Origin of the sequence: Paenibacillus sp. PsM32 (assembly GCF_030433815.1) — a bacterium.
GTDB lineage: Bacteria > Bacillota > Bacilli > Paenibacillales > Paenibacillaceae > Saccharibacillus > Saccharibacillus kyungheensis.
Window position 1 is genome coordinate 426,928 of the sequence record NZ_JARUWY010000002.1, and the last position, 22,667, is coordinate 449,594.

At 40.1% G+C, this 22,667-nt stretch carries 23 protein-coding genes; 2 read left to right on the plus strand and 21 right to left on the minus strand.

Annotation, left to right across the window (positions count from 1 at the left end; translation table 11 throughout):
- The first annotated feature begins 9 nt into the window (after positions 1 to 9).
- Entirely contained in the window at positions 10 to 1,698 is a 1,689-nt protein-coding gene (locus QCD85_RS07720) for a methyl-accepting chemotaxis protein (protein ID WP_301262190.1), read from the plus strand.
- A 92-nt stretch (positions 1,699 to 1,790) separates the two neighbouring features.
- On the opposite strand, the gene QCD85_RS07725 is transcribed toward QCD85_RS07720, so the two are convergent.
- The 14 genes from QCD85_RS07725 to QCD85_RS07790 all read right to left on the minus strand — a co-directional run bounded on the left by QCD85_RS07725 (position 1,791) and on the right by QCD85_RS07790 (position 16,523).
- Entirely contained in the window at positions 1,791 to 2,336 is a 546-nt protein-coding gene (locus QCD85_RS07725; protein WP_274172433.1) for a cell wall elongation regulator TseB-like domain-containing protein, read from the minus strand.
- Between the two features lie 30 nt (positions 2,337 to 2,366).
- Entirely contained in the window at positions 2,367 to 3,674 is a 1,308-nt protein-coding gene (locus QCD85_RS07730; RefSeq protein WP_301262191.1) for an amidohydrolase, read from the minus strand.
- On the minus strand, positions 3,667 to 4,314 hold the full coding sequence (locus QCD85_RS07735; protein ID WP_273612838.1) for a redox-sensing transcriptional repressor Rex: 648 nt from the start codon (positions 4,312 to 4,314) through the stop codon (positions 3,667 to 3,669). Before QCD85_RS07735 ends, QCD85_RS07730 begins: the two co-directional genes overlap by 8 nt.
- Positions 4,311 to 7,205, minus strand: a complete 2,895-nt coding sequence (gene dinG / locus QCD85_RS07740; RefSeq protein WP_301262192.1) for an ATP-dependent DNA helicase DinG — start codon at positions 7,203 to 7,205, stop codon at positions 4,311 to 4,313. The genes QCD85_RS07735 and dinG overlap by 4 nt, the downstream gene beginning before the upstream one ends.
- A gap of 692 nt (positions 7,206 to 7,897) precedes the next feature.
- The gene (panD, locus tag QCD85_RS07745) at positions 7,898 to 8,281 is read right to left on the minus strand and encodes an aspartate 1-decarboxylase (protein ID WP_301262193.1); all 384 of its coding nucleotides are present in this window, start codon (positions 8,279 to 8,281) and stop codon (positions 7,898 to 7,900) included.
- On the minus strand, positions 8,274 to 9,179 hold the full coding sequence (gene panC / locus QCD85_RS07750; protein WP_301262194.1) for a pantoate--beta-alanine ligase: 906 nt from the start codon (positions 9,177 to 9,179) through the stop codon (positions 8,274 to 8,276). Before panC ends, panD begins: the two co-directional genes overlap by 8 nt.
- On the minus strand, positions 9,176 to 10,048 hold the full coding sequence (gene panB, locus QCD85_RS07755) for a 3-methyl-2-oxobutanoate hydroxymethyltransferase (protein WP_273612843.1): 873 nt from the start codon (positions 10,046 to 10,048) through the stop codon (positions 9,176 to 9,178). Before panB ends, panC begins: the two co-directional genes overlap by 4 nt.
- Before the next feature lie 541 nt (positions 10,049 to 10,589).
- Positions 10,590 to 11,561 (minus strand): biotin--[acetyl-CoA-carboxylase] ligase, encoded by a 972-nt coding sequence (locus QCD85_RS07760; RefSeq protein WP_301262195.1) that lies wholly within the window; start codon positions 11,559 to 11,561, stop codon positions 10,590 to 10,592.
- The gene (locus tag QCD85_RS07765; protein WP_301262196.1) at positions 11,558 to 12,886 is read right to left on the minus strand and encodes a CCA tRNA nucleotidyltransferase; all 1,329 of its coding nucleotides are present in this window, start codon (positions 12,884 to 12,886) and stop codon (positions 11,558 to 11,560) included. The genes QCD85_RS07760 and QCD85_RS07765 overlap by 4 nt, the downstream gene beginning before the upstream one ends.
- 12 nt (positions 12,887 to 12,898) lie before the next feature.
- On the minus strand, positions 12,899 to 14,059 hold the full coding sequence (gene bshA / locus QCD85_RS07770) for an N-acetyl-alpha-D-glucosaminyl L-malate synthase BshA (RefSeq protein WP_273612846.1): 1,161 nt from the start codon (positions 14,057 to 14,059) through the stop codon (positions 12,899 to 12,901).
- A 124-nt stretch (positions 14,060 to 14,183) separates the two neighbouring features.
- Entirely contained in the window at positions 14,184 to 14,882 is a 699-nt protein-coding gene (gene bshB1, locus QCD85_RS07775; RefSeq protein ID WP_273612847.1) for a bacillithiol biosynthesis deacetylase BshB1, read from the minus strand.
- Positions 14,882 to 15,301 (minus strand): methylglyoxal synthase, encoded by a 420-nt coding sequence (locus QCD85_RS07780; RefSeq protein WP_273612848.1) that lies wholly within the window; start codon positions 15,299 to 15,301, stop codon positions 14,882 to 14,884. Before QCD85_RS07780 ends, bshB1 begins: the two co-directional genes overlap by 1 nt.
- Positions 15,302 to 15,334: 33 nt before the next feature.
- Positions 15,335 to 16,138 (minus strand): 4-hydroxy-tetrahydrodipicolinate reductase, encoded by an 804-nt coding sequence (gene dapB, locus QCD85_RS07785; RefSeq protein ID WP_273612849.1) that lies wholly within the window; start codon positions 16,136 to 16,138, stop codon positions 15,335 to 15,337.
- A 37-nt stretch (positions 16,139 to 16,175) separates the two neighbouring features.
- Entirely contained in the window at positions 16,176 to 16,523 is a 348-nt protein-coding gene (locus QCD85_RS07790) for a nucleotide pyrophosphohydrolase (RefSeq protein ID WP_301262197.1), read from the minus strand.
- 219 nt (positions 16,524 to 16,742) lie between these two features.
- Here QCD85_RS07790 and QCD85_RS07795 point away from each other — a divergent pair, with 219 nt between their 5' ends.
- Positions 16,743 to 17,615, plus strand: coding sequence for a YitT family protein (locus QCD85_RS07795; RefSeq protein WP_274172425.1), 873 nt, complete (start codon positions 16,743 to 16,745; stop codon positions 17,613 to 17,615).
- A 317-nt stretch (positions 17,616 to 17,932) separates the two neighbouring features.
- Here QCD85_RS07795 and QCD85_RS07800 read toward each other — a convergent pair whose 3' ends face one another.
- The 7 genes from QCD85_RS07800 to QCD85_RS07830 form a co-directional block, all read right to left on the minus strand.
- Entirely contained in the window at positions 17,933 to 18,571 is a 639-nt protein-coding gene (locus QCD85_RS07800) for a DUF1405 domain-containing protein (RefSeq protein WP_301262198.1), read from the minus strand.
- A 290-nt stretch (positions 18,572 to 18,861) separates the two neighbouring features.
- Positions 18,862 to 19,101 (minus strand): IDEAL domain-containing protein, encoded by a 240-nt coding sequence (locus QCD85_RS07805; protein ID WP_273612853.1) that lies wholly within the window; start codon positions 19,099 to 19,101, stop codon positions 18,862 to 18,864.
- Between the two features lie 24 nt (positions 19,102 to 19,125).
- Positions 19,126 to 19,632: a gamma carbonic anhydrase family protein gene (locus QCD85_RS07810; RefSeq protein ID WP_274172423.1), complete on the minus strand. Its 507-nt coding sequence runs from the start codon at positions 19,630 to 19,632 to the stop codon at positions 19,126 to 19,128.
- A 97-nt stretch (positions 19,633 to 19,729) separates the two neighbouring features.
- A complete protein-coding gene (locus QCD85_RS07815; protein ID WP_274172422.1) occupies positions 19,730 to 20,311 on the minus strand; it encodes a histidine phosphatase family protein in 582 nt (193 codons plus the stop codon).
- Positions 20,312 to 20,469: 158 nt separating this feature from the next.
- Complete coding sequence (locus QCD85_RS07820; protein ID WP_273612856.1) at positions 20,470 to 21,099, minus strand: anti-sigma factor family protein; 630 nt, start codon at positions 21,097 to 21,099, stop codon at positions 20,470 to 20,472.
- The gene (locus tag QCD85_RS07825) at positions 21,096 to 21,695 is read right to left on the minus strand and encodes an RNA polymerase sigma factor (RefSeq protein ID WP_204823529.1); all 600 of its coding nucleotides are present in this window, start codon (positions 21,693 to 21,695) and stop codon (positions 21,096 to 21,098) included. Before QCD85_RS07825 ends, QCD85_RS07820 begins: the two co-directional genes overlap by 4 nt.
- Before the next feature lie 497 nt (positions 21,696 to 22,192).
- Positions 22,193 to 22,642, minus strand: coding sequence for an ASCH domain-containing protein (locus tag QCD85_RS07830; RefSeq protein ID WP_301262199.1), 450 nt, complete (start codon positions 22,640 to 22,642; stop codon positions 22,193 to 22,195).
- Positions 22,643 to 22,667: the final 25 nt, after the last annotated feature.

Genomic DNA, 22,667 nt, shown 5'->3' on the forward strand with positions numbered 1-22,667 from the left:
TGGTCTGCGATGCGTCTATCTATCCTGCATAAGCTTTTAGCTGGATTTCTTGCCATTGCTCTTATTGCTGGCTGTGCGGGAGTGATCTATATTATGTCTCTTCAACAAATTCAGCAATCGATGAGTACAATTTTGGATCGTTATGTCACTCTAAAATCACAAGCAGATAATTTGAAATTTTATGCTACTACTCAAAATGGATATATGCAGACCTATATGCTGAGTCGCGATTCGTACTATGGTTCTCAATTATTAAGTACGAATGATCAGACGACCAAACTTTTGAATGAGATGAAAAGCTTAGTCGTCTCCAAAGAAGATACCGCTCAATTAGATTATATGCTGAAAATGAACGAGTATTACAAAACCCACGCTCAAGAACTGTTCAACCTGCCTCCTGCTCAAGTGGATCAATCTTATCTTGATGTGATTACCAGTGTTATTCCTGTAGGAAGTATTATTGTTAAGTTTGCTCAACAATTTTCGGATCAACAAGATGCTTTAATGACGGCTGCCAAAGATGAAAATACACAAAAAATAGCACATGTTCGCCAGTTAGCTATCGCAATCAGCATCATTAACTTCGCATTAGCGATTATTATTGGCATCTTTATTTCACGTCTTATCTCCAAACCATTACAAAAATTAAGTAAAGCAGCCAAATCTATTTCTACAGGGGATCTCAATATTGAAGATGTAAATGTTAAGCAAAAAGATGAATTAGGGGAGTTAGCTATTTCCTTTAATAGTATGAAAAATAACTTGCGTCATCTTGTTCATGAAATTAATGATAATGCTTCACAGGTTATTACAATTTCTAAAGATGTTGCTAGTGGTACCTCTGAAACAGGCAAAGCTGCTGAACACGTTGCAGACATTATGTCTGATCTATCTAGCAGTACACAGGATCAAGTTAAAATTGTAGAAGGTGGATTACAAACTGTCTATGATGTTAATAAAGATATTCAGCAGATTGATCAAAGTAGCCAGCAAGCGATGAGCGTTGCGCAACAAGCACAAAGTCAAGCGCTACTCGGCAATCAAGAAATAGTACATGTTATGAACCAAATGGATCAAATTCATCAACGTATGAGTAAATTGGAAGTGATTATTTCTTCGTTAAACAAACGCTCTGGAGAAATTGAAGAAATCAATAATGCAATTTCTTCGATTGCAGCTCAGACAGGTCTTCTTTCTCTCAATGCAGCGATTGAAGCTGCACGTGCAGGTGAACACGGACGTGGATTTGCTGTTGTTACTTCCGAAATCCGTAAACTTTCTAACGAAACCAATGAATCCGTAGATCGGGTGAGAGCACTTGTCAATGCTATTCAAAGTGAAACAAAAGGTGCTACCGAATCGGTGGAAAACATGGTTAAAGAAGTAAGTCAAGGTATTGCTGCGGCTCATTCTGTAGGTAATTTGTTTAATACCATTAAATCTCTAACCGATCATACCACTTCTGAAATTAAAGAAGTGACTGCTTCTATCCATCATTTATCGGAACATTCACAGAAGATTGTCAAATCTATGGAAAATATCTCAAGCTTGACCGATCATGTTGCTTCTAACACTGAAAGCGTAAGTGCAGCTACAGAAGAACAATTAGCTTTCTTGGAAGAAAGTACAGCTCATACCGCTACACTTCATTCTATGGCTGAAAAATTACAAAATACGGTACTACAATTCCGTTTATAATCTATGCTTAATTAACAAAAAAGCATGATCTTTGGATTCAGTATATGAATTCCTTAGATCATGCTTTTTTATATGGTTTAAGCTTGATGATGTTATTCTTGCCCTGTTCCTTTTAAAGTTGCAGGCAATTCCATAGGTCCACCTAATTTGGTTCCATCACGGAAATTGTAGAAAAGATAATAATAACGTTCATTCAGTTTGGCAAAAACTTGCCATGCATATTTTCCATTATATGAGCCAGGTACAATTCGTACAGCTTCTGCTCCAGGCAAATCTTTTTGCAAAAGATCGGTGGCGGCTTGATAGGATACTGTACCTGCTGTTTTCTCAACATGCACTGCATTAGCTCCTTCTGCTACCGAACCGTCTATATTAAATTTGACCCAGACCATTAGATCTTCTTGTGCTGTATTTTTACCTTCTACAACCCAATACGTTGAACTATCTGTCCAGACGGAATTGAACGTACGCGTCACAGATACAATATCTGCTTTTTCCTGTGCGCTGTTAATAGCCAGTTGTTCTTTACTCCATGGCTTTGCCATTACATGCACATAAAATTGATTTACACCTAATATCAGCAATCCTACTACAACAATAATGATTGCAATCCACTTGCCACTTCCCAAATTTCGCAAAACACGCCATCCTTTCCTGTCGACTTCCAGTTAGCGTTTAAGCAAACCTTCAAAAGCACTTTGGGCTTCATGACGAATTTTTTCTTCATCCAATGTTAATGATATACCGTCTTTGATCAATTGCTTACCGTCTACCCAGACATGCAATACATCTTTGGCAGATGCAGAATAGATCGTATGTGAAATAAAATCAGTACGTGGTAAGAAATGCGGTTGATCTACATTAAGTGCTGTAATGTCAGCTTTCATTCCTACAGCGAATGTACCTACGTCATTCAAAAATACAGATCTTGCACCGTATTCAGTACCCATTTTCAATGCTTCTAATGCAGGCACAGCTGTTGGATCGCCGGATACTCCTTTATGAATAAGAGCAGCCAAACGCATTTCTTCAAACATATCCAGATTGTTATTACTTGCCGGGCCATCTGTTCCCAAAGACACAACAACACCTGCACGCAACAGATCCGGTACACGCGCTACACCACTTGCTAATTTGAGGTTACTGCCCGGGTTATGAGAGATCGCTACTTTATTCTCAGCAAGTACTTCGATCTCTTCATCATTCAAATGAACAGCATGAGCTAACAATGCTGGACGAGTGAAAAATCCTAATTTCTCCAAATGAGCTACAGGACGTAATCCATAATCTGTAACGTTTAATTGAACTTCTGCTAGTGTCTCAGACATATGTGTATGCAGCGGCAAATCCAAATCATGAGCTGCTTGTACAAATTGTTCGATGTATGCAGGTGGACAAGTATACGGTGCATGTGGAGACATCATCGTTGTAATACGTCCATTCGCTTGACCATGCCAATCACGTGCAAAGTCGATTGATTGTTTTAGCTTTTGCTTTTGTTCTTCTTCTGAACACAAGCCGATTACACCACGCATCAATACTGCACGCATACCGGATTGTTCTACCACTTCGGCTACACGTTCTGAGCGATCATACATATCGAGGAATGTAGTCGTGCCGCCTTTTAACATTTCTAACACAGACAGAGCAGTTCCCCAGTATACATCGTCACTTGTAAATTTCGCTTCCATCGGCCACATTTTTTCTTGTAACCATACTTGTAGAGCAAGATCATCTCCATATCCACGTAACAAGGACATCGCTGCATGACCATGACTGTTGACTAGACCCGGAATAAAGAACAAATGATTGCCATCCACTACGGTTGTGTCTTCTTCGATCACAGGTTCTTCTTCTCCAAGATACGTAATCCATCCATCTTCAATCACCATATGTCCAAAAAGCATTGATTTCTCTTCGCTCATTATAGCAAACATACCGTTTTTGATGACCCATTTGTTCGAGGTGTTATTCATTAGTTTCATGTTCCTTTCCATCTTCCAGGTAATAGGCAAGGCTTAATAAATCCGTTGTAAAATCAGCAGTATGCACACGGATATGCGGTGGAGCTTTCAAAATAATCGGTGCAAAGTTCAAAATAGCCTCGACCCCTGCTTCAATTAACTGATCTGCTACACGCTGTGCTTCAACATTAGGCACTGTAACAATTCCGATACGAATACTTCTCGCTTTGACTGTAATTCCAAGTTCATCAATAGGCTGTACGACTAATGTATTGATTAAAGAGCCTACTTTCGAATCGTTGGAATCAAACACAGCTACGATTTTCATTGTTTCTTTTAGATACATATTATAGTTAGAAAGGGCATGCCCTAGATTACCTGCGCCTACAAGTGCCACATTGATTTGTTGATCTAATTTTAAAATATGACGTATTTTCTCAATCAAATACGATACATCATAACCGATCCCTTTACGTCCAAAATCTCCAAAATAAGCTAAATCTTTGCGAATTTGTGCTGGATTCAAGTCTAATTTTTGTCCCAGTTCTTGCGAAGACACTGTAGGAACTTCACGTGTGTGAAGTTCGTTCAGATATCTAAGGTATACAGGTAGTCTTCGCACGACTGCTTCTGATATTTTGTCGGATTTCATGCTTGCTCCCCCTCTTGATTTACAGTTTCCTTTTCAGGTTCGGCCTGGCTAAGCCATTCTGTAATACGGGGTACCATCTGCTCTGTCGGCATATGTTCCATTTTGGGACCGGGCAATGAATATAGAAAATGCTTGCCATAATAGGACTCGATCACACGAGTGTCATAGACAATAACGATTCCCCGATCACTAGATGTCCGTACTAATCTACCAAAACCTTGTTTGAAACGGATAACTGCTTGCGGTACAGATAATTTCATAAATGGATTTTTCTTTTCTTTTTTCAGCCGTTCACTTTTGGCTTCAAGCAGTGGATGATTGGGCGGTTGAAAAGGTAAACGTACGATCGCCAGACAGGTTAACGCTTCGCCTGGAATATCGACCCCTTCCCAGAAGCTACTTGTACCCAGCAACACCGAAGCGGAACGCTCTTGGAATCTTCGAGTGAGCTTGGTACGACTTCCTCCATCGACCCCTTGTCCAAATACTGCAATATCGCTATGTGATAACTTCTCTTTCAATGGCTCATACACCTGCTTGAGCATCCGATAAGAGGTAAATAACACCATCATTCGTCCATTGGTCGCTTTGGCAGTCTCCGCTAATGAGTTCGCTAACGTATCTACAAAGAATGCATCACCAACACTGCCTTTGACACTTGGAAAATCGCGCGGAATTAACAACAGCGATTGCTCACGATAATTGAAAGGTGAAGATAACTGTTCGGTCATCAATCGACCTTCTTTTTCCGCTTCTACAAGCCCTAACTGTTCAATCATATATTGGAATTTCTTTTCTATTGATAATGTCGCTGATGTCAAAATAATACTTTTCTTTTTATCAAAAAAGTACTCTTTCAATTGCTTGCTTACATCAACCGGTACAGCATACATCTGTAAAGACTTGCTACGGTAATTCCCATTAGCTTCATACCAGTAGACTGTATCTGTACTTTCCAACTTCACAAATTGACGCAGATCATCTCGTACCACTGTTAAGTCTTTGAATAGACCTGATACGTCTGTTACCAGACTATCTGTGCCTAACTGCTCATCGCTGTCTTTAATCTGATTCATCACTTGCTCGCCTTTACGAATCAACTGGCTCAGGCCGATATGAATCTGATTCTCAAGCTCTGTAATCACATTCCATTCGGTCGGTTGCTTTTCCGGTAAAAGACGAAGTGTAAATTGCCCGGCTTCACCAGGAGCGGCATCACTACGTTGAGGTAACAAAGCAAATAGTAACTCGCTCAATTTATCCCAGTTTTCTTTGACATCTACAATTTCAGGATATAGATTATCAATCGCTATCGCCCAATCCATACCACGTTCATTGCCAGAAGAACCTAATTGTTGACGCAAAATCGCTAACTGACCATTTTTGCTGTCTTTGAACAATCTTAACAGTGGATGAACCAATGTGAAATATTTCATATGCATACCCAAGTGCTTACCTGCCACATCTTCTAGATGATGTGCTTCATCAATAACCAAGCGATCATAAGCAGGTAACAATTGATGTCCTGCTTTGACATCGGTAAATAATTTCGAGTGATTGGTAATAACTACATCTGCTGTACCTGCTTCATGCTTCGCACGATGGTAAAAACATTTGCGGAACCATGGACATGCACGACCCAGACAAGAATCGGTATCACTGGCTACCGTTTCCCAGAAGTCAGCACCACGATTACCCATATTGAGTTCTTCATCATCTCCGGTTTCTGTCGAATTTAACCAGACAATCATTTGAGCTGCAATCAATACATCTTCTTTAGGGCTTTGAAATTCTTTTGTATTTATTTTATGCTCAAATTTGCGCAGACACAAATAATGCTGGCGTCCTTTGAATACGGCAGCACGAAATGCAAATGGAACAACTTGAGTCAATAATGGAATATCGCGTTCTCGCAACTGTTCTTGCAAGTTAATCGTATGCGTACTTACCATCACACGATCGTTTTCTTTGACACTATGATAAATCGAAGGTAATAAGTACCCTAGCGATTTGCCTGTTCCTGTTCCTGCTTCGATCAATAGATGCTTATCATCGGTCATCGCTTTGATCACTTCTTCAAACATACGATTCTGCGGTTCACGTTCTTCATAATGAGGAAGCAGATTACGTAAGTTTTGTTTCACTTGCTCCAAAAATTCATCAAATGAAACATCGGCAAGTGGCATATTACCTCGCTCTTCATGAGCCGGCAAAATTTCATTCCAATCGCCTACTTTTAACGCCAATTGACGGAAAAAGCGATGTTCGTCTAAATCTTGAATCGGCTGTGCTTCTTTTTCCATCCGCACGCCATCAAAATACCAACCCAGATCACTATCCTGATTATCAAATAATTCAGATAGACGCTGGACTGTAATTAATGGTAGATCATTTAACTCTTCCAAGCACTTTAGAAATACATGAGCAGTCGCTAACGCATCACTATCTGCTTGATGAGGACGATCATGAACGAATCCCAAGTCTTTGCTTACCATGCTTAACTGGTAGCTCGATAGATTCGGGAAAAAGATACGTAACAAATCCATCGTATCCAGCACTCGACCTGTAAATGCCAAATATCCTGTCTGATCCAAAGCGCGTTGCAAAAATCCTAAATCAAAACCGACATTGTGCCCGACAAGCACAGCATCTTCTAATAGAGGAATCATCTCCAAAATAACATCGTCTAACTCTGGAGCGTTCTCTACATCTTCATTTTTAATTCCTGTTAAACCTTCTATAAAAGGAGGAATCGGCACTCCCGGCTTCACCATAGAAGAATATACAGTGGAAATACTTAAATCATGATCTATAATGGCAAGCCCAACTTGAATAATATCATCGGTGGACTGAGTACCTGTGGTCTCAAAATCCAGTACGGCAAATTTCATGGATGTCTAAATCCTCTCCTTGCTGTCGTCTCAACCTGATGTCGAAATGTTCACCTATCAGCATACCAGAAGAAGACCGTTTTGAAAATCAAAGGGTGGGGAGTTATTCAAATTTTAGCTTTTCGTGGGGTGGCGCTGCGAGGAGAAAATCGTTCTTGTCGTCGCTTGTTGCAAATGAATCCTTTGAATGACTGCTTCACAGTCAGGATTCGTTTACAAAGGCGAGCGCTTCGCTCTTTCAGAACAATTTTCTCGTCTCCGCTGGTATAGGTGGATAAGCATAATGTTGAATAACCATTTAGAAAGTAGCAGGAAAAATATGCAGGAACTAACCTATTCTCTAAATAAAAAGAGAATCTAGTCATATATATACTAGATCCTTTTCTTTATCCCTGTTATATAACTAATAGACAATGTCTAAAAATCCTTCAATGTATAAAATGTTCTCCTGCCAAGAATGTCCTGGCAAGCCAACCTGAATAAAATCTTTGGATAGCGTAGTAGATACCTCCTCTAGCGAAGGGAATGGAAATTGTTCTGAAAGAGCGAAGCGATCGCCTTTTTACTATAATCCCTACCGCTATGCGGTATATTCAAGGGATTCTAGTAAACCAGCGACGACAAGAACAATTCCATTCCCGAAGCGAGGTACCTACCAACACTACCAACCCACTTTTATTCAAACCTCATTCTCACATGATGGTTGCGTGTACTTCTTTATGAGCTTCCATAACAGGTTTGTTTGTTTCATCTACAAATACAACCGTTGGGCGGTGAGTCGCTAATTCTTCAGAACTCATCATCGCATACGAGATAATAATTACAGTGTCTCCCGGCTGTACTAGGCGTGCTGCTGCTCCGTTCAAGCACACTACACCACTACCACGTTCACCAACGATAACATACGTTTCTAAGCGAGCACCGTTGTTGTTATTAACGATTTGTACTTTTTCATTTTCAAGCAAATCTGCTGCATCCATCAAATCTTTATCTATCGTAATACTACCTACATAATTTAGATTAGCTTCAGTTACAGTAGCGCGGTGAATCTTGGATTTCATCATCGTTCTATACATGTAAGGCAACACCTTTCGTTTCTAAAATAACATTATCGATCAGACGCGTACGTCCAAATTTCACAGCCAGTGCAATAATCACTTCATGATCCAATGTAGCTAAAACGGTATTTTCTGCTAATGATTCTAATCGTGGAAAACTTAAAATGTCTGCATAATCGATTTCAGCAATATCGGACTGACCGATTGAGGTACGCAGAAATGCTCGTACTTGACCTGCTGTCATCTCTTCTTGCTCTCGCATTTGTTGCTGTACCTGATGTAAAGAAAGTGAAAGTACTAATGCTTGCTCCCGTTCTTCACGAGATAGGTACACGTTACGAGAACTAAGCGCTAGACCATCCTGTTCACGTACAATAGGGCAAGGAACAATTTCAATATCCATATTCAAATCAGTCACCATTTGACGAAGCACAGCGACTTGCTGTGCATCTTTGGTACCGAAGAAGGCATAATCTGGTTTCACAATATTAAAAAGTTTGGTCACTACTGTAGATACACCATCAAAATGACCGGGACGTGAAGCACCACATAGGGTATCGGTAAGATCTGCTACAGTAACATGCGTTTTGATCGGTGTAGGATACATATCTTCTACACCAGGCATAAATACCAAATCGACTCCATTTTTTTCAGCTAAGGCTAGATCACGTTTTTCATCGCGAGGATAACGTTCGAAATCTTCATTCGGTCCAAATTGAATCGGATTAACAAAAATACTGATTGCTACAATATCGCTCATTTCAGTTGCTTTTTGCATAAGGCTTGCATGTCCATCATGCAAAAATCCCATCGTGGGAACAAGTCCAACTGTTGCTTCATGATCTATAGTAGAACGCTGTTTGCGTAATTGTTTGACTTCTGCTCTCATTTCGGTGATGCTACGTACAACTTTCACGATTGAGTCTCCACCTTCCGTTTGGCTCCATATAACGATCCCAAAGCTTCTTGATCTCCACTGAATACATGCTGTTCAGCTGGAAATGCACCGCTTCTTACTTCATTAACGTACTCTTGCAAAGCAGCACGAATCGTATTCCCTACATCTGCATACGTTTTGACAAACCGTTTTTCACGATAAGACGATGTGTATTTCACCGCATCATGAAAAACAAGCACTTGACCATCACAGCCACGCCCTGCTCCAATACCGATCGTTGGGATCGATAATTGTTGGCTAATCGTGGTAGCTGCTTCTTCGGTAACCAATTCCAATACAATTCCGAATGCGCCTGCCGCTTCTAATGCAAGTGCATCATCCAATAAACGTTGTGCATCTTTTTCGTCTTTCCCTTGAATCCGGTATCCACCAATTTGGTGTACAGACTGTGGAGTTAGACCGATATGCGCAATCACAGGTACCCCTGCTTGCACAATAGCTTTGACTGTATCTGCAATCTCTGCGCCACCTTCAAGCTTAATCGCATGCGCATGACCTTCTTGCATTAATCGACGTACACTTTTCAGTGTCTCATCGATACTTCCGTGATACGTCATAAACGGCAGATCAGCTACAATAAATGTTGATCCCGCACCGCGAGCAACTGCACGCGAATGGTACACAATATCGTCTATAGTGACAGGAATCGTCGAATCATATCCAAGCACGACATTACCTAACGAATCTCCAATGAGCAACATATCTACGCCTGCTTCTTCAGCAAGCTGAGCGGTTGGATAATCGTAGGCTGTAATCATCGTAATGGGATGACCTTCCTGTTTCATTTTTTTCATTTTCAAAATATTAAGCGGCATTTTGGCTGCCATGGTGACATCAAGCTCCTTTTAAGTTGGGTATAGTCTTTCGGACAAAATAAAAAACCTTTTAGTCTAGTCGTTCACTAAAAAGGTCCTGAGTCCAAAAAAGAGTCACTTTGCGATCATCTCTTCTGTCTCGGTCCTATAAAACGGCTCAGAGCAGAATTGAATGTAAGCCAACACCTCGCTTCACATATGTATCCTGGATGGGATACCTATTCAGTTATTACTCTAATTAGCGACTCAAAAATTGTAGGTTTATTTCTGCTGAATGACAGTGATGTATTCAACAGACAGATAACCCCGGTTATTGAGCTAATCCTTAGAGTGGCTTGCATAATGTGTTTCTAGTGCCAAGCGCTGATGGAAAGATATTTTGCTTTGCAAAAATCACTTTTCCATTGAACTTGGGTGCGCTTATACTGCTAAGCGCTGGTAACATCAAGTTAACATCAGAAAGTACGGTTCGGTCTTGCCGATACCGTCTTCCGATATAGTATACCAGAACAAATGGTTAAATTCACTATTTTATCTAACAATTATTTCTAGATTAAAATTCAATATCTCCTGAATAAATAGGAATAACCCGATCATCAGCAAGACGTAGTAGAAGTTCACCGTTCATTCCTAAACCTTGAGCGATCCCTTGAAAAGAACCTTGAGCATTGTGTACTTGAATCGATTTGCCAATCGAAATCGCCATACTTTCCCATAGCGCAGCAATCGGGATAAAGCCTTCGTCTGTATACAATTGATACAATGACTCTAATTCAGAGATGACTTCTGCTACTACAGCTGTACGATCTATCACTTGACCGGATTCGATACGCAATGAAGTCGCGATCGATTGCAAATGCTCTGGCAAATCTTCTGCTGTTAAATTCGCATCTATACCGATACCTGCAATCGCATAACGTACACGTCCATCTTCTGCAGCCGATTCGATCAGAATTCCGCATACTTTGCGTCCATCGATTAATAGATCATTCGGCCATTTGATCCCGATATCTAATTGTGTAGTGTTACGTAACGCTCTACATACCGCTACAGCAGCCAGTAATGTCAATTGAGACATATACTGTAAAGGTTGTACTGGACGCATCACCAGACTCATCCAGATGCCTCTACCGGATGGTGAGTAAAAAGGTCTGCCTTGTCTGCCACGACCTGCTGTCTGTTCTTCAGCAATTACTAACGTTCCTTCAGCAGTCTGTTGTTCTGCAAGCATGCGTGCTTCATCTTGTGTAGAAGCCACCGATTCAAACAAATGTAACGGCTGGCCCCATGATCCTTTTTGACTCAAAGCTAGTTGCAAAGCTGTCACATCGAATCCATCCGGTCGACGTGTGATTCGATATCCTTTGCGAGACGTTGATTCAAATTCATAGCCTTTTTCTTTCAAACGATTAATACCTTTCCAAATCGCTGTACGACTAACAGACATGCGGCGACTGATTTCTTCGCCAGAAATGTATTGTCCTGGATGTTCATTCAGCAGTTGAAGCAAATGTTCATCATTCATCGTAATCCCTTCCTTGCTGAGGCTTGATCGGCATAATGCAATATAACCTCTTTGTTATTGTCCAATTGTCCTGTAGCGACTAGAAGTAAAATTTCATGCAGTAGTTCGCCTAGCCATTTGCCAGCGGCAATCTCTAAATGTTGAAGAACGTCTTGCCCTTTGACAGGTAAATCAGCCAGACTATATACCGTTAACTGTTCTAACCATCTATCTGCTTGATTGCCTATGATCGCTAAACGTTGTTGATATGTGTGTGGTAATACAGGAAAAAGAGTATGCCAGTATTGTGCAATCTCTTTGCCATAGTCCAATACACAACTTACAAATAGCACATACGAGTGATGTCTATTTGCATCTGTATCTATAGACTCTTTATGTTCTATAGTAGCTAAAGGTACAGCTTCATGTTGTACTATCCCATTATATAAACGCTCATTCATCCGTATTATTTTGGAGACTTGATCGGTTATGATATTCGGAAATGTCCAGGATTTGAAAACAATTTTGATCTGCTGTTCATCCATGCCAAGTCCTAGTGCAATTAAAGCCCAGCGCAAAATAGATGGTGATGCAGGTAATTGTTCTAATGAACGAAGCAGATCTTGATCTAATGCCTCACAAGGCACAGACACTTTCATATGTGGAATCAATCCACTGCTTAACAATAGTTCAATACCCTGATAAGGATAAGGCCCAGCAATCATTTTTTCCATTTCGACACGAATACGTTCAGTAGCGATATGATGGATTAATGCTTGATGATGCAGAAGAGCTTGCCAGGTCTGCTGTTCTATTTCAAAATGAAATACAGACGCAAATCGAATCCCTCTTACCATGCGTAACGCATCTTCTTCAAAACGTTCATCAGCGATACCCACACAGCGAATAATCCCTTTATTCAAATCATCAATCCCATGAAAAGGATCGGTATATTCTCCATCAATTCCACGTGCAATAGCATTCATCGTAAAATCACGACGGCGTAAATCTTCACTCAATTCTCGCACAAATTGTACTTGTTCTGGACGGCGATGATCGACATATTCAGTTTCAGTACGGTATGTAGTGACTTCAAAAGGCTCATTTTCAATCAACACGGTAATCGTGCCATGTTCTAGTCCTGTAGGAATCGTACGTTCAAATAGAGAAATCACCTGTTCTGGTGTTGCATTGGTTGCAATATCCATATCATTGACCGGTCGTCCTAATAATTCATCACGTACACATCCACCTACAAAATATCCTTCATATCCCTGATCAGTCAAACGGCGGAGCAGAGATTGCCCCCGCTCCGCCGTCTGCGGATCTACCCAATTCCATTGCATGGTATAATCCCCTCAACCACATACCGGAGAAGGCTGAGACAATTCACGTCCAAGTACCCGGTAATAAATTTTTTCATATTCAGCCATCATACGTTCATTGCTGAACTCACTTTGTGAACGATCTAGACAATTTTTGATCATCGTCTGCATCAATTGATGGTTGGTTAATAATTCGATAGCATGTTCTGCCATCTTGTCTGTATCACCGATTGGCGCAAGAAATCCAGTCTCTCCATGAATAATCAATTCCGGAATACCACCTGCTTGTGATCCCACGGTTGGAACACCACATGCCATTGCTTCCAGTGCTACCAGACCGAAGCTTTCTTTTTCAGAAGGAAGCAACAAAATATCAGCTAGTGAAATCACTTGCGGGATATCATCTTGTTTCCCTAGAAACATAACGCGCTCGGTCAAGCCTAGTTCTTGAATCTGAAATTGAATTTTGGGCAGATCAGGGCCTTCGCCAACCAGTAGCAACCTTGAAGGAATCTTCTCATTGACTTTGGCAAAAATCTCTACTACATCGCTAACACGTTTGACCGGGCGAAAGTTAGAGACATGCATTAGCACACGATCATCACCGAACGCATAATCTTTGTGCAGTTCTGTTGTATCGCGTGGATAGTACATTCGTTTATCTACAAAATTGTAAGTTAGATCAATATTACGTGTAATATCTAACAATTCATGTGTCTCACGAATCAAATCTTTGGATACCGCTGTTACAGCATCACTTTCGTTGATCGCTAACCGAATCAAGTCTTTTAACGATTCATCCTGCGCAAGCACTGTAATATCTGTACCATGTAAAGTAGTTACGACTTTTAAATGATCGCCTACCATTTGCTTCGCTAAAAAAGCACACACGGCATGAGGCACAGCATAATGCACATGTAATACATCCAACTGTTGCATTTTAGCCACTTGAGCCATTTTATTAGCTAACGTTAGATCATACGGTGGATATTTAAACACATAATAATCATTAACTTCTACTTCATGATAAAAAATATTTTTATGAAATGTTCCTAATCGAAAAGGAACACTGTGCGAAATAAAATGCACTTGATGCCCTTTTTCAGCAAGTAATTTGCCTAATTCTGTTGCCACGACGCCAGAGCCGCCAAGCGACGGATAACATGTGATGCCGATTTTGAGCATCGTGTCCATAAGGGCTGTCTCCTTTCACTTACCTCATTAATCATGATGTAAGCTCTACGTTTTATATCAGGTAAGTTCATTACTTTATATTATATACATACTCTTTATAATTGTGTTAGCAAAAAAAGAGATTTTAACGAAAAAGATCAACGACAAAAGGAGTCTTAGTTACAAACCCTTCTGCATATTGAATCTGACTGCGTTGACCTGCCAGACTATCCCGATATCGAACACGCTCTACGTATCCTTGGGTAAGTGGTGTCTCTACCATATCTACATCTGCTAAACCGCCAAATTGGGAACGATAACAAAGCAATGCTTGCTCTTTCTGTTCATATACATCGGTGACATCTACAAGTAGATCTGTAGGTGCAGGATCATTAATAAAATAATAATACGTCTGTTGTACGGTGACCGGAGGTAATTCTGGCATATATCGGCGTAGCTTCGCATTGAATACCGCTTCTTCTACAAGCTGACTACAGATCATATGATCTGGATGACGATCAATCCAATAAGGAGCAAATACAATCTTAGGCGACAGCTTACGAATCTCCGCAGTAATCGCATCCAGTTGCTCTGTAGAACGTGCTAACCGGCGATCAGGCAATCCTAAATTACTGCGATACGCTAATCCCAATACTTTGCCAGCGGCTTCTGCTTCTTGCTTACGCAATTCTACATTTCCGTTAGAAGACATCTCTGCTTCAGTCAAATCGCAAATACCTACTTTTAGACCTGCAGCGGCATGCTTGGCAATCGTACCTGCCATTCCAATCTCTGCATCATCTGCATGAGCACCAAATACAAGAATATCGACAGAAACACTCATTATAGTGTCTCCGGCTTGTATTTATGAACTAACTCACGCCAAGCAAAATCGCCACGATCTAACGCTTTGACCAGAATCTCAGCTGTTGCAATATTGGTAGCAACAGGAATTCCTTGTACATCACAGATGCGAAGCAATGCACTAATATCCGGTTCATGAGGCTGTGCCATCAATGGATCACGTAAAAAAATAATCAAATCCATATCATTTTGCGCGACCATCGCACCAATCTGCTGATCTCCACCTAATGGGCCTGATAGATAACGATGGATTTTCAAATTCGTATGTTCCATAATACGCATACCTGTAGTACCGGTAGAATATAATTGATGCCCGTCAAAAACATTTTCATATGCAATCACAAAGTTGACCATCTCATCTTTTTTGCGGTCATGGGCAATAAAAGCGATATTAAACATCGAAATCTCCCCTATACTTCTGTATTATTCAAATTAATCGATAAAGCGCTCAAATCCATACACCATACCGCTATATTCCATTACTTTCTGAATACCTAGCTTCACGCCTGGCATATAGCTAGAACGCTCATACGAATCATTGCGGATTTTGAGTGATTCTCCAGCACCGCCAAAAATCACTTCTTGTTGAGCAAATACGCCTGGCAAACGGACACTGTGAATACGGAATCCATCATATTCTCCGCCACGAGCGCCTTGTATATTTTCTTTTTCATTAGGGTTACCTTGCTTGATCGGTTGACGAACTTCTGAGATCATTTCTGCTGTTTTGACAGCTGTACCGGAAGGAGCATCTAGTTTCTGATCTCCATGATATTCAATAATCTCTACATTTGGAAAATGCTTCGCCGCTTGTGTTGCAAAACGCATCATCAAAATAGCTCCAATCGAGAAGTTCGGAGCAATCAGTCCGCCTAGACCGGCTGTCTGGCATTTCTGATCTAATTCTTGTATTTGCTCCGGTGTATATCCTGTAGTACCCATAACCGGACGAACCCCTGCTTCTATCGCTAACAACGCATGTTCATAAGCAAATTCAGGTGTTGTGAAATCCACCAGTACATCTGCTGGATAATCTGCTAATGCTTGCTTCAGATCAGCCACTACTTCTATATTAGCTGTCGGCATGCCAACTAACTGCCCTGCATCTTTCCCTGCATCAGAACGCCCGATCGCTGCGGCTAATTCTAACTGTTTGTCACCTAGTACTAATTTTACAACCTCTTTACCCATACGACCGCCTGCTCCGGCGACAATTACTTTAATCAATGTTGTCATCATAGACTCCTTTTACTTGGGAATAGATTTCTTGCACTTATTTTTCTTCCGTATTATTTTCTTCTATACGTGTCCAGCGATCTTTATCGCGTGTATTAAATTTATGCAGCACTTGATTGTGTGCTTGTGTCAGATCAATCCCTAGTGAATTGGCAAAACACATCGTAATAAATAAAATATCACCAAGTTCCAGTTCAATCGAATTGTCATCTTCATCATTTTTTTTAGGTTTTTCGCCAAATGAATGATTGACTTCACGCGCCAATTCGCCTACTTCTTCAGACATGCGCGCTAACATTGCAAGTGGTGAAAAATAGCCTTCTTTAAATTGCGAGATATACGCATCAACTTCACGTTGCATTTCTGCTAAAGATTTCTCTGTCATTAATTATAGCCTCCATTGCACATTTTCAATCTTATGTACCTTTTATACGCAACAAATAAACAATATTCATTGTTACTACAATGTTATCCTAAAGCGATTTTGAACACAAATCAATATTTTCAATATTTATTCACTTGCTTATTTTTATAACTTTTATGCAATTATGCATAAAAAAATGTATACTATTAAAGGTTAGTTTATTTTACGGAGGTATCGGCGATGTCGAAGCACAAATATTGGAATCAGCTCAGATTAATTATTCCGATCATATTCGGAGCCAGCGTGTATGCATTTGGTTTGTTGTATTTTATTATTCCCAACACCTTGATGGAAGGTGGAGTTACAGGAATTACAGTGCTTTTGAATTATGCGTTTGGTATATCGCCCTCCTTATCTACATTAATTCTTAATATTCCTTTATTTTTAATTGGGCTCAAATTGCTAGGTAAACGTCAAATGATTTATACCGGAGTCGGAATCGCTTCGCTTACCTTTTTCTTATGGTTATTTGAACGAATGATCAAAATAGGCTGGATTGGTACATTTCAGACCAAAAATGATTATATTTTAGCTGCTTTGTATGCTGGGGTAACGTTAGGTACAGGGCTGGGAATTGTTTTCCGCTTTGGTGGGACTACAGGTGGTTCGGATATTATTGCACGTATTCTTCATTTGAAGTTCGGCTGGAGTATGGGACAGATTATGCTTGTGATTGATATTGTGATTATAGGCTCGTCGTTATTTTTTATTAGCAAAGAATTAGTATTGTACACATTAGTGACTGTCTATATTGCTTCGAAATTAATAGATTTTATTCAAGATGGCGCTTATTCCGGAAAAGCATTTACGATTATTAGCGATCATGCTGGTGAAATTGCTGAAATTATTATGAAAGAACTGGATCGAGGGGTAACTTTAATTCCTGCAATCGGCGCCTATTCCAAGCATGCCAAAGAAATTGCATATTGCGTTGTATCCAGACAAGAGATTCGACGTGTACAAATGATTGTACGCTCTGTTGATCCACGTGCTTTTATGATTATTAATGAAGTCAATGATGTGCATGGCGAAGGATTTCGTGAAGATAGCTGAGTTGGTACAATTGAAGTAATCGAAATATTCGCTTTTGCATCATCCACTCCAGCAACATCGCTGTTGTAAACGAAAACTTTGATTAACTGCTTGGCGTTCGGTATTTGTTTACAACAGCGAGCGATTCGCTCTCCAAAACAATGATTTTACTTACGCTATGTTGTGGAGTGCTACATTTTTCTTTTCATAGATAAAAAGAAACACAATCCTTTTTAAGGTTTGTGTTTCTTTTGTTAAATATACTATTTTAGTGAATCTTTGTAACGTGTTCTTACATTTGCAGGTTTTTTCAACTTCTACAGATATACAAAAATTTATTAATTAAACGACCGTATTTTACGGGCTTGTCGTAATGCTAATGCTCCAGCTAATGCAGATACAAAAGTTAGCACCACTGTGAAATTACGGACTTGATCTAGACGTTCAACTAAAAGTGGAGTCAGCCATGGATAGATATGTTGTGAATAATCCATATAATCGTTGAGTAATGTCCATGCCAGAGCGATCACAAGATATTTCCAACCAAAAACAAAAAAACGAACAAATAACAGCGATTCTATTGCCATAGTCAAATGTGAAGCGGTTAACATCCAATCTTGCCAGTATAATGGATCACCTAATGCTACGCCCCAGAAGATCATAACGACTGCCCAGACCCCGTATTTAACAGAAGTGACAACAGCCAGTGCTTCAAATAATTTACGAATAACAATCAGCCATTGCTGCTTGGGTGGATATAAAATAAAAGCTAATGCTACTGTAAAAAATAAACTTGCGGTTGGACTATCAGGTACAAAGATAATCATCCAGGTTGGCTTGATCTCTAATGTGTATTCCAACTGTAATCCATACCATATGTATCCATACACTGTTCCTATCGCATTACAGATAAGCAGTAACCATAACACTCTACGATCGGTTAACAGCGCTTTACTCCACAATAATGAAATCGACATAAACATTCCCCTTTATCTATTACCACTCTGCTGTATTCTTGGTTAGCCACGAATCTATATCATTTTAATAGCATGTCTAATTACACGCAAGTGCTATGAAATTTTTATCATTTATGAATACGCACAAAAAAGCCTGCCTGATATAGGCAGACTCCGTCGGCTAGTATACATTGCCTTTTATAATCAAATTCCGTTTCTTCCTAAACGTCCGACAACGGCATCCATACGACTTCTGATAGTTCTGCTTGTTACGCTTACAAACAGATATTGAGCATCATACACTTTTGGAATTAAAACGATAATGATTTGCGTTCAACGATTTCGACGACAGGCTCTAACACTACAACCGCAGAAGCTAGCGTACGTAATTCATTCGTTAAACGTTGAAAAGCATCTTCGTCTCTTTCTGCAAGTGCTTGATCAATCAATAGGTGTAATTCATTCATACGATGCTCACGTAGTACTTGATCCCATACCATTTCAGCCGCTAGTCCCAGCATAACTTCATAGGTTACTTTCATCTTGTACATAGGGCGCACCTCCATAATGCTATTTCATGGATTCCTGAACTCTGCTCCTTTGTCCACATAACTCTGTGTTGTACGTGCCATCCGCTCTAAATCTTGTTCGGTTAGCTCTCGTATAACGCGTGCCGGTGAACCTAAAGAAAGAGTATAAGGTGGTATTATTGTGTTCTCAGTGACAAGTGAACCTGCACCAATCAATGCATACTCTCCAATATCAGCGCCGTTCAGAATAATAGCTCCCATTCCAATAAGAGAACCTTTACCTATTCGGCAACCATGTACGATAGCGGAGTGTCCGACAGAGACATCATCTTCGATCCATAACGGATGTTTCTCATGTACATGTCCTACAACTAAATCTTGAATATTGCAGCGTTCCCCAATGATGACTGGAGCTAGATCGCCACGCAGTACAGCATTGAACCAGATACTGCTATCTTTGCCAGCAGTCACATTACCAATTAATTTGGCACCTTCTGCAACAAAAACACTGGGATCGATATTCGGTAGTTGATTATGATAAGGCAATAACATGTGATTAACCCCTTAATGGCATTTAACCAATTTATTTGTAAGCGCATCACTTATTATACAAAAAAATAAAATAAAAAATAACCCGTCAAAAGAAGGGTTATTCTAAATGCTGGATATTGTTGTACAAAATCGTAGTCCATTCCTGTTCGGTACGCTCCAAAATCGTCAACGACAGATTGCCAATTCGCTCGGTATGAGCCTCTTTTAACAGGAGAGTAAACAGTTGAGACAGAAATCCACCATGACTAACCACCAAAATATTTTGCTCAGGATATTGCTCTATCGTCTGATTCAAAAATTCCATACCCCGGGCTTGAATATCTTCTATTTTTTCTTGACCTAGTTCTAATGTCTCCCAATCTGCTCCCCACTTTTCTTCGCGCTCTTGCCATGTTAATCCTTCAACCTGTCCAAAAGCACGTTCTTTTAACCGTTGATCTGGTTCCAAAAGCGGAATATGTAACCGATCTGCTATTATTTGAGCGGTCTCTTGTGCGCGGGATAATTCACTAGCCACTATAAAATCCCATGATATAGCTTCACTTTCTGTAGCCAGACGTTCTGCTAATCGTCTCGCTTGACTTCTGCCTTCATCATTTAATGGAATATCGCTATGTCCTTGAATACGTCCCAAAGCATTCCAATCGGTTAGTCCATGTCTGATTAATCCTATACGCATCGATAAATATCCTACTTTCTATTTATATTAAATATAAAAGTGATACAAATGAATAATCTATACTACCACAGTTTGCACCTATTCCAAACAAAAAAGCAGTTCACAATCTCCATGTTCCGTTCATGGATACGATTGTGAACTGCTCTGATACCTATCAATTATGAATGACGTGCTTTGGCAAGCCAACGTAATGAAAGTAACGCTAACATCATACCTACCACTGATAAAATCATCCAGTATTGAGGATGACTTGGACTCATAGGAATGACCAAAGGATCGATTAGACCGCGCTCAGAGCCTACAAAATGTAACGAAGAATTCGCTACTGTTGCATTATCGCTTGTAGCAATCGCTGTAGGTACAATCCCTGATACACGTTCTTGTGCTGCATCCCGATCAAATGTTCCTGAGAAATCAAGTGTTAGATATAATGAACTACATACAAATATAGCAAACAAGCAGAGAATCCAGGCCGATAAACGACGGCGGAACAAACGCAATATAGGTCCATGCTTACGATCAGTCTGTAACACCCATGGAGATTCAGCGTAAATACGATCCATAACTGTAAGGTTTATTTTTTCTGCCTCAGCAGTCATTATCAGCTCAGAAGCTTTGTCTTCTTCCACCTGAGCCTGAATTAAATCATAACTTTCCTGCCATATTTGAAATTCCGCCGCACAAGCCGGACACTGTTCTATATGACGGTCAAGTGCCTGGCGGCGCGAATCATTTTTCGGAAGATCATGATATATCCCGAATAACTCTTCGGCCTCTCTGCAATTCATTTTCTTTTCATCCCTTCAATAGGCTCATCATAGACCGAATCATAGAAGTACGGTTCTAACCGAACTTTTACACTCGCTCTTGCCCGGAACAAAAGAGACTTGACGGAGCTTACACTCTGAGAAAGAATTTCAGCGATTTCCTGATAATCCATCTGGTCATATTCGCGGAGGATCAATGCAGATCTTTGCTTTTCAGGTAAAAGATCAATTGCTTCACGTACCATCTGTACACGTTCGTTACGCAATGCAGCTTGTTCTGGCACCATACTGTTCGGTGCTAAAGGAACAAAACCACTTTCTTCGAGTGGTACACTGCCATTTTTTTGTTTGCGCAGTTCACTAAGTACGGTATTGCGTGCAATTGTATATAACCATGTCGAGAACGAAGCATCTACTTCCCGGAAGGAATGAAGGCTTTTGTAAGCCTTGTAGAACGTCTCTGAACATAAATCTTCTGCCATCATCTCGAGATTGGAGTTTTTAAGCATATGATATACAAATGCCAAAATTTTGCGCTGATAACGACGCATCAGCTCTGAATATAACTCCACGTCACCGTTTTTAATTTCCTGAATCAACAGGGAATCATCTGTCATTCTAATGCGACCCTCCTCGTTGCTGCCGCCGCATCTTCCCGTTCCTTGTATATTAAGTAATACCGAAACGGACGGCAAAAGTTGCGGTAGAAAACGAATTTCCCACAACTTTACAACAACTTCTCTAGTTTAAAATGGATTTGAAATGATAAAACTACGAATGTAACTAAACTGCAATATAATAAGCGATGAATTATCGTTAGTTGGTACGATTGAGAGAGCTTTATTTAATAAAATAAGTCTCAGAAAAATGTCCTTTTGTATCCTATCTAATTATAAGACGGAGTACAAACAAAAAAGGTTGCTGATTTCAGAAAAAAAATTTAAAAAGTCATTATTATTTTTGAAGCTCGATTGCAAGATGGAAAAAGAGGATGTTGTAAAGGCGATACATTCCCTTGATTTTGCTATATCTATGCTTCTTTATGTAGGTCTCCTTTTGACTATAAATCATTATCGGTTGGAGATAGATATTTTATGAAGTTATTTAGCAAGGATTAGTTGTCATCTGTATTTTGATCCCAATGCCAAAGACTCAAATATCCTTTAGCAGATACAGGATTTTGCAATCTTTTCATTTGATCCAATTCCCACGCGTAACGGCCTTCCGTATAATCCCCTACTTGTTCTTCAAAATCTGTAATCGATCGCATTCTTCCTGCCGATTCTAGGATTACCTGATCTTCCTGTGTAAAAGACTGCCAGCAATCGATTAACATTCCTGTGGCAATAATAGCCGCTGTCGGAAGATCACCTGGCGTCATATATCCATGCTTAATCAATATAATTTTTATAGCTGGATCTTCACAAGCTTTTTTATCTATGGCTTTGCCAGCATGAATCGCTATTTCTCCGCGATGTTTGGTTGCCCAACTACGAGTTTCAAATCTTTTTTCTCCGATAGCAATCAATGTTGCCCATGGTTGTCTGATCGTGACTGCTCTCATCTTTGCCTCCTGTTACGATAAATAT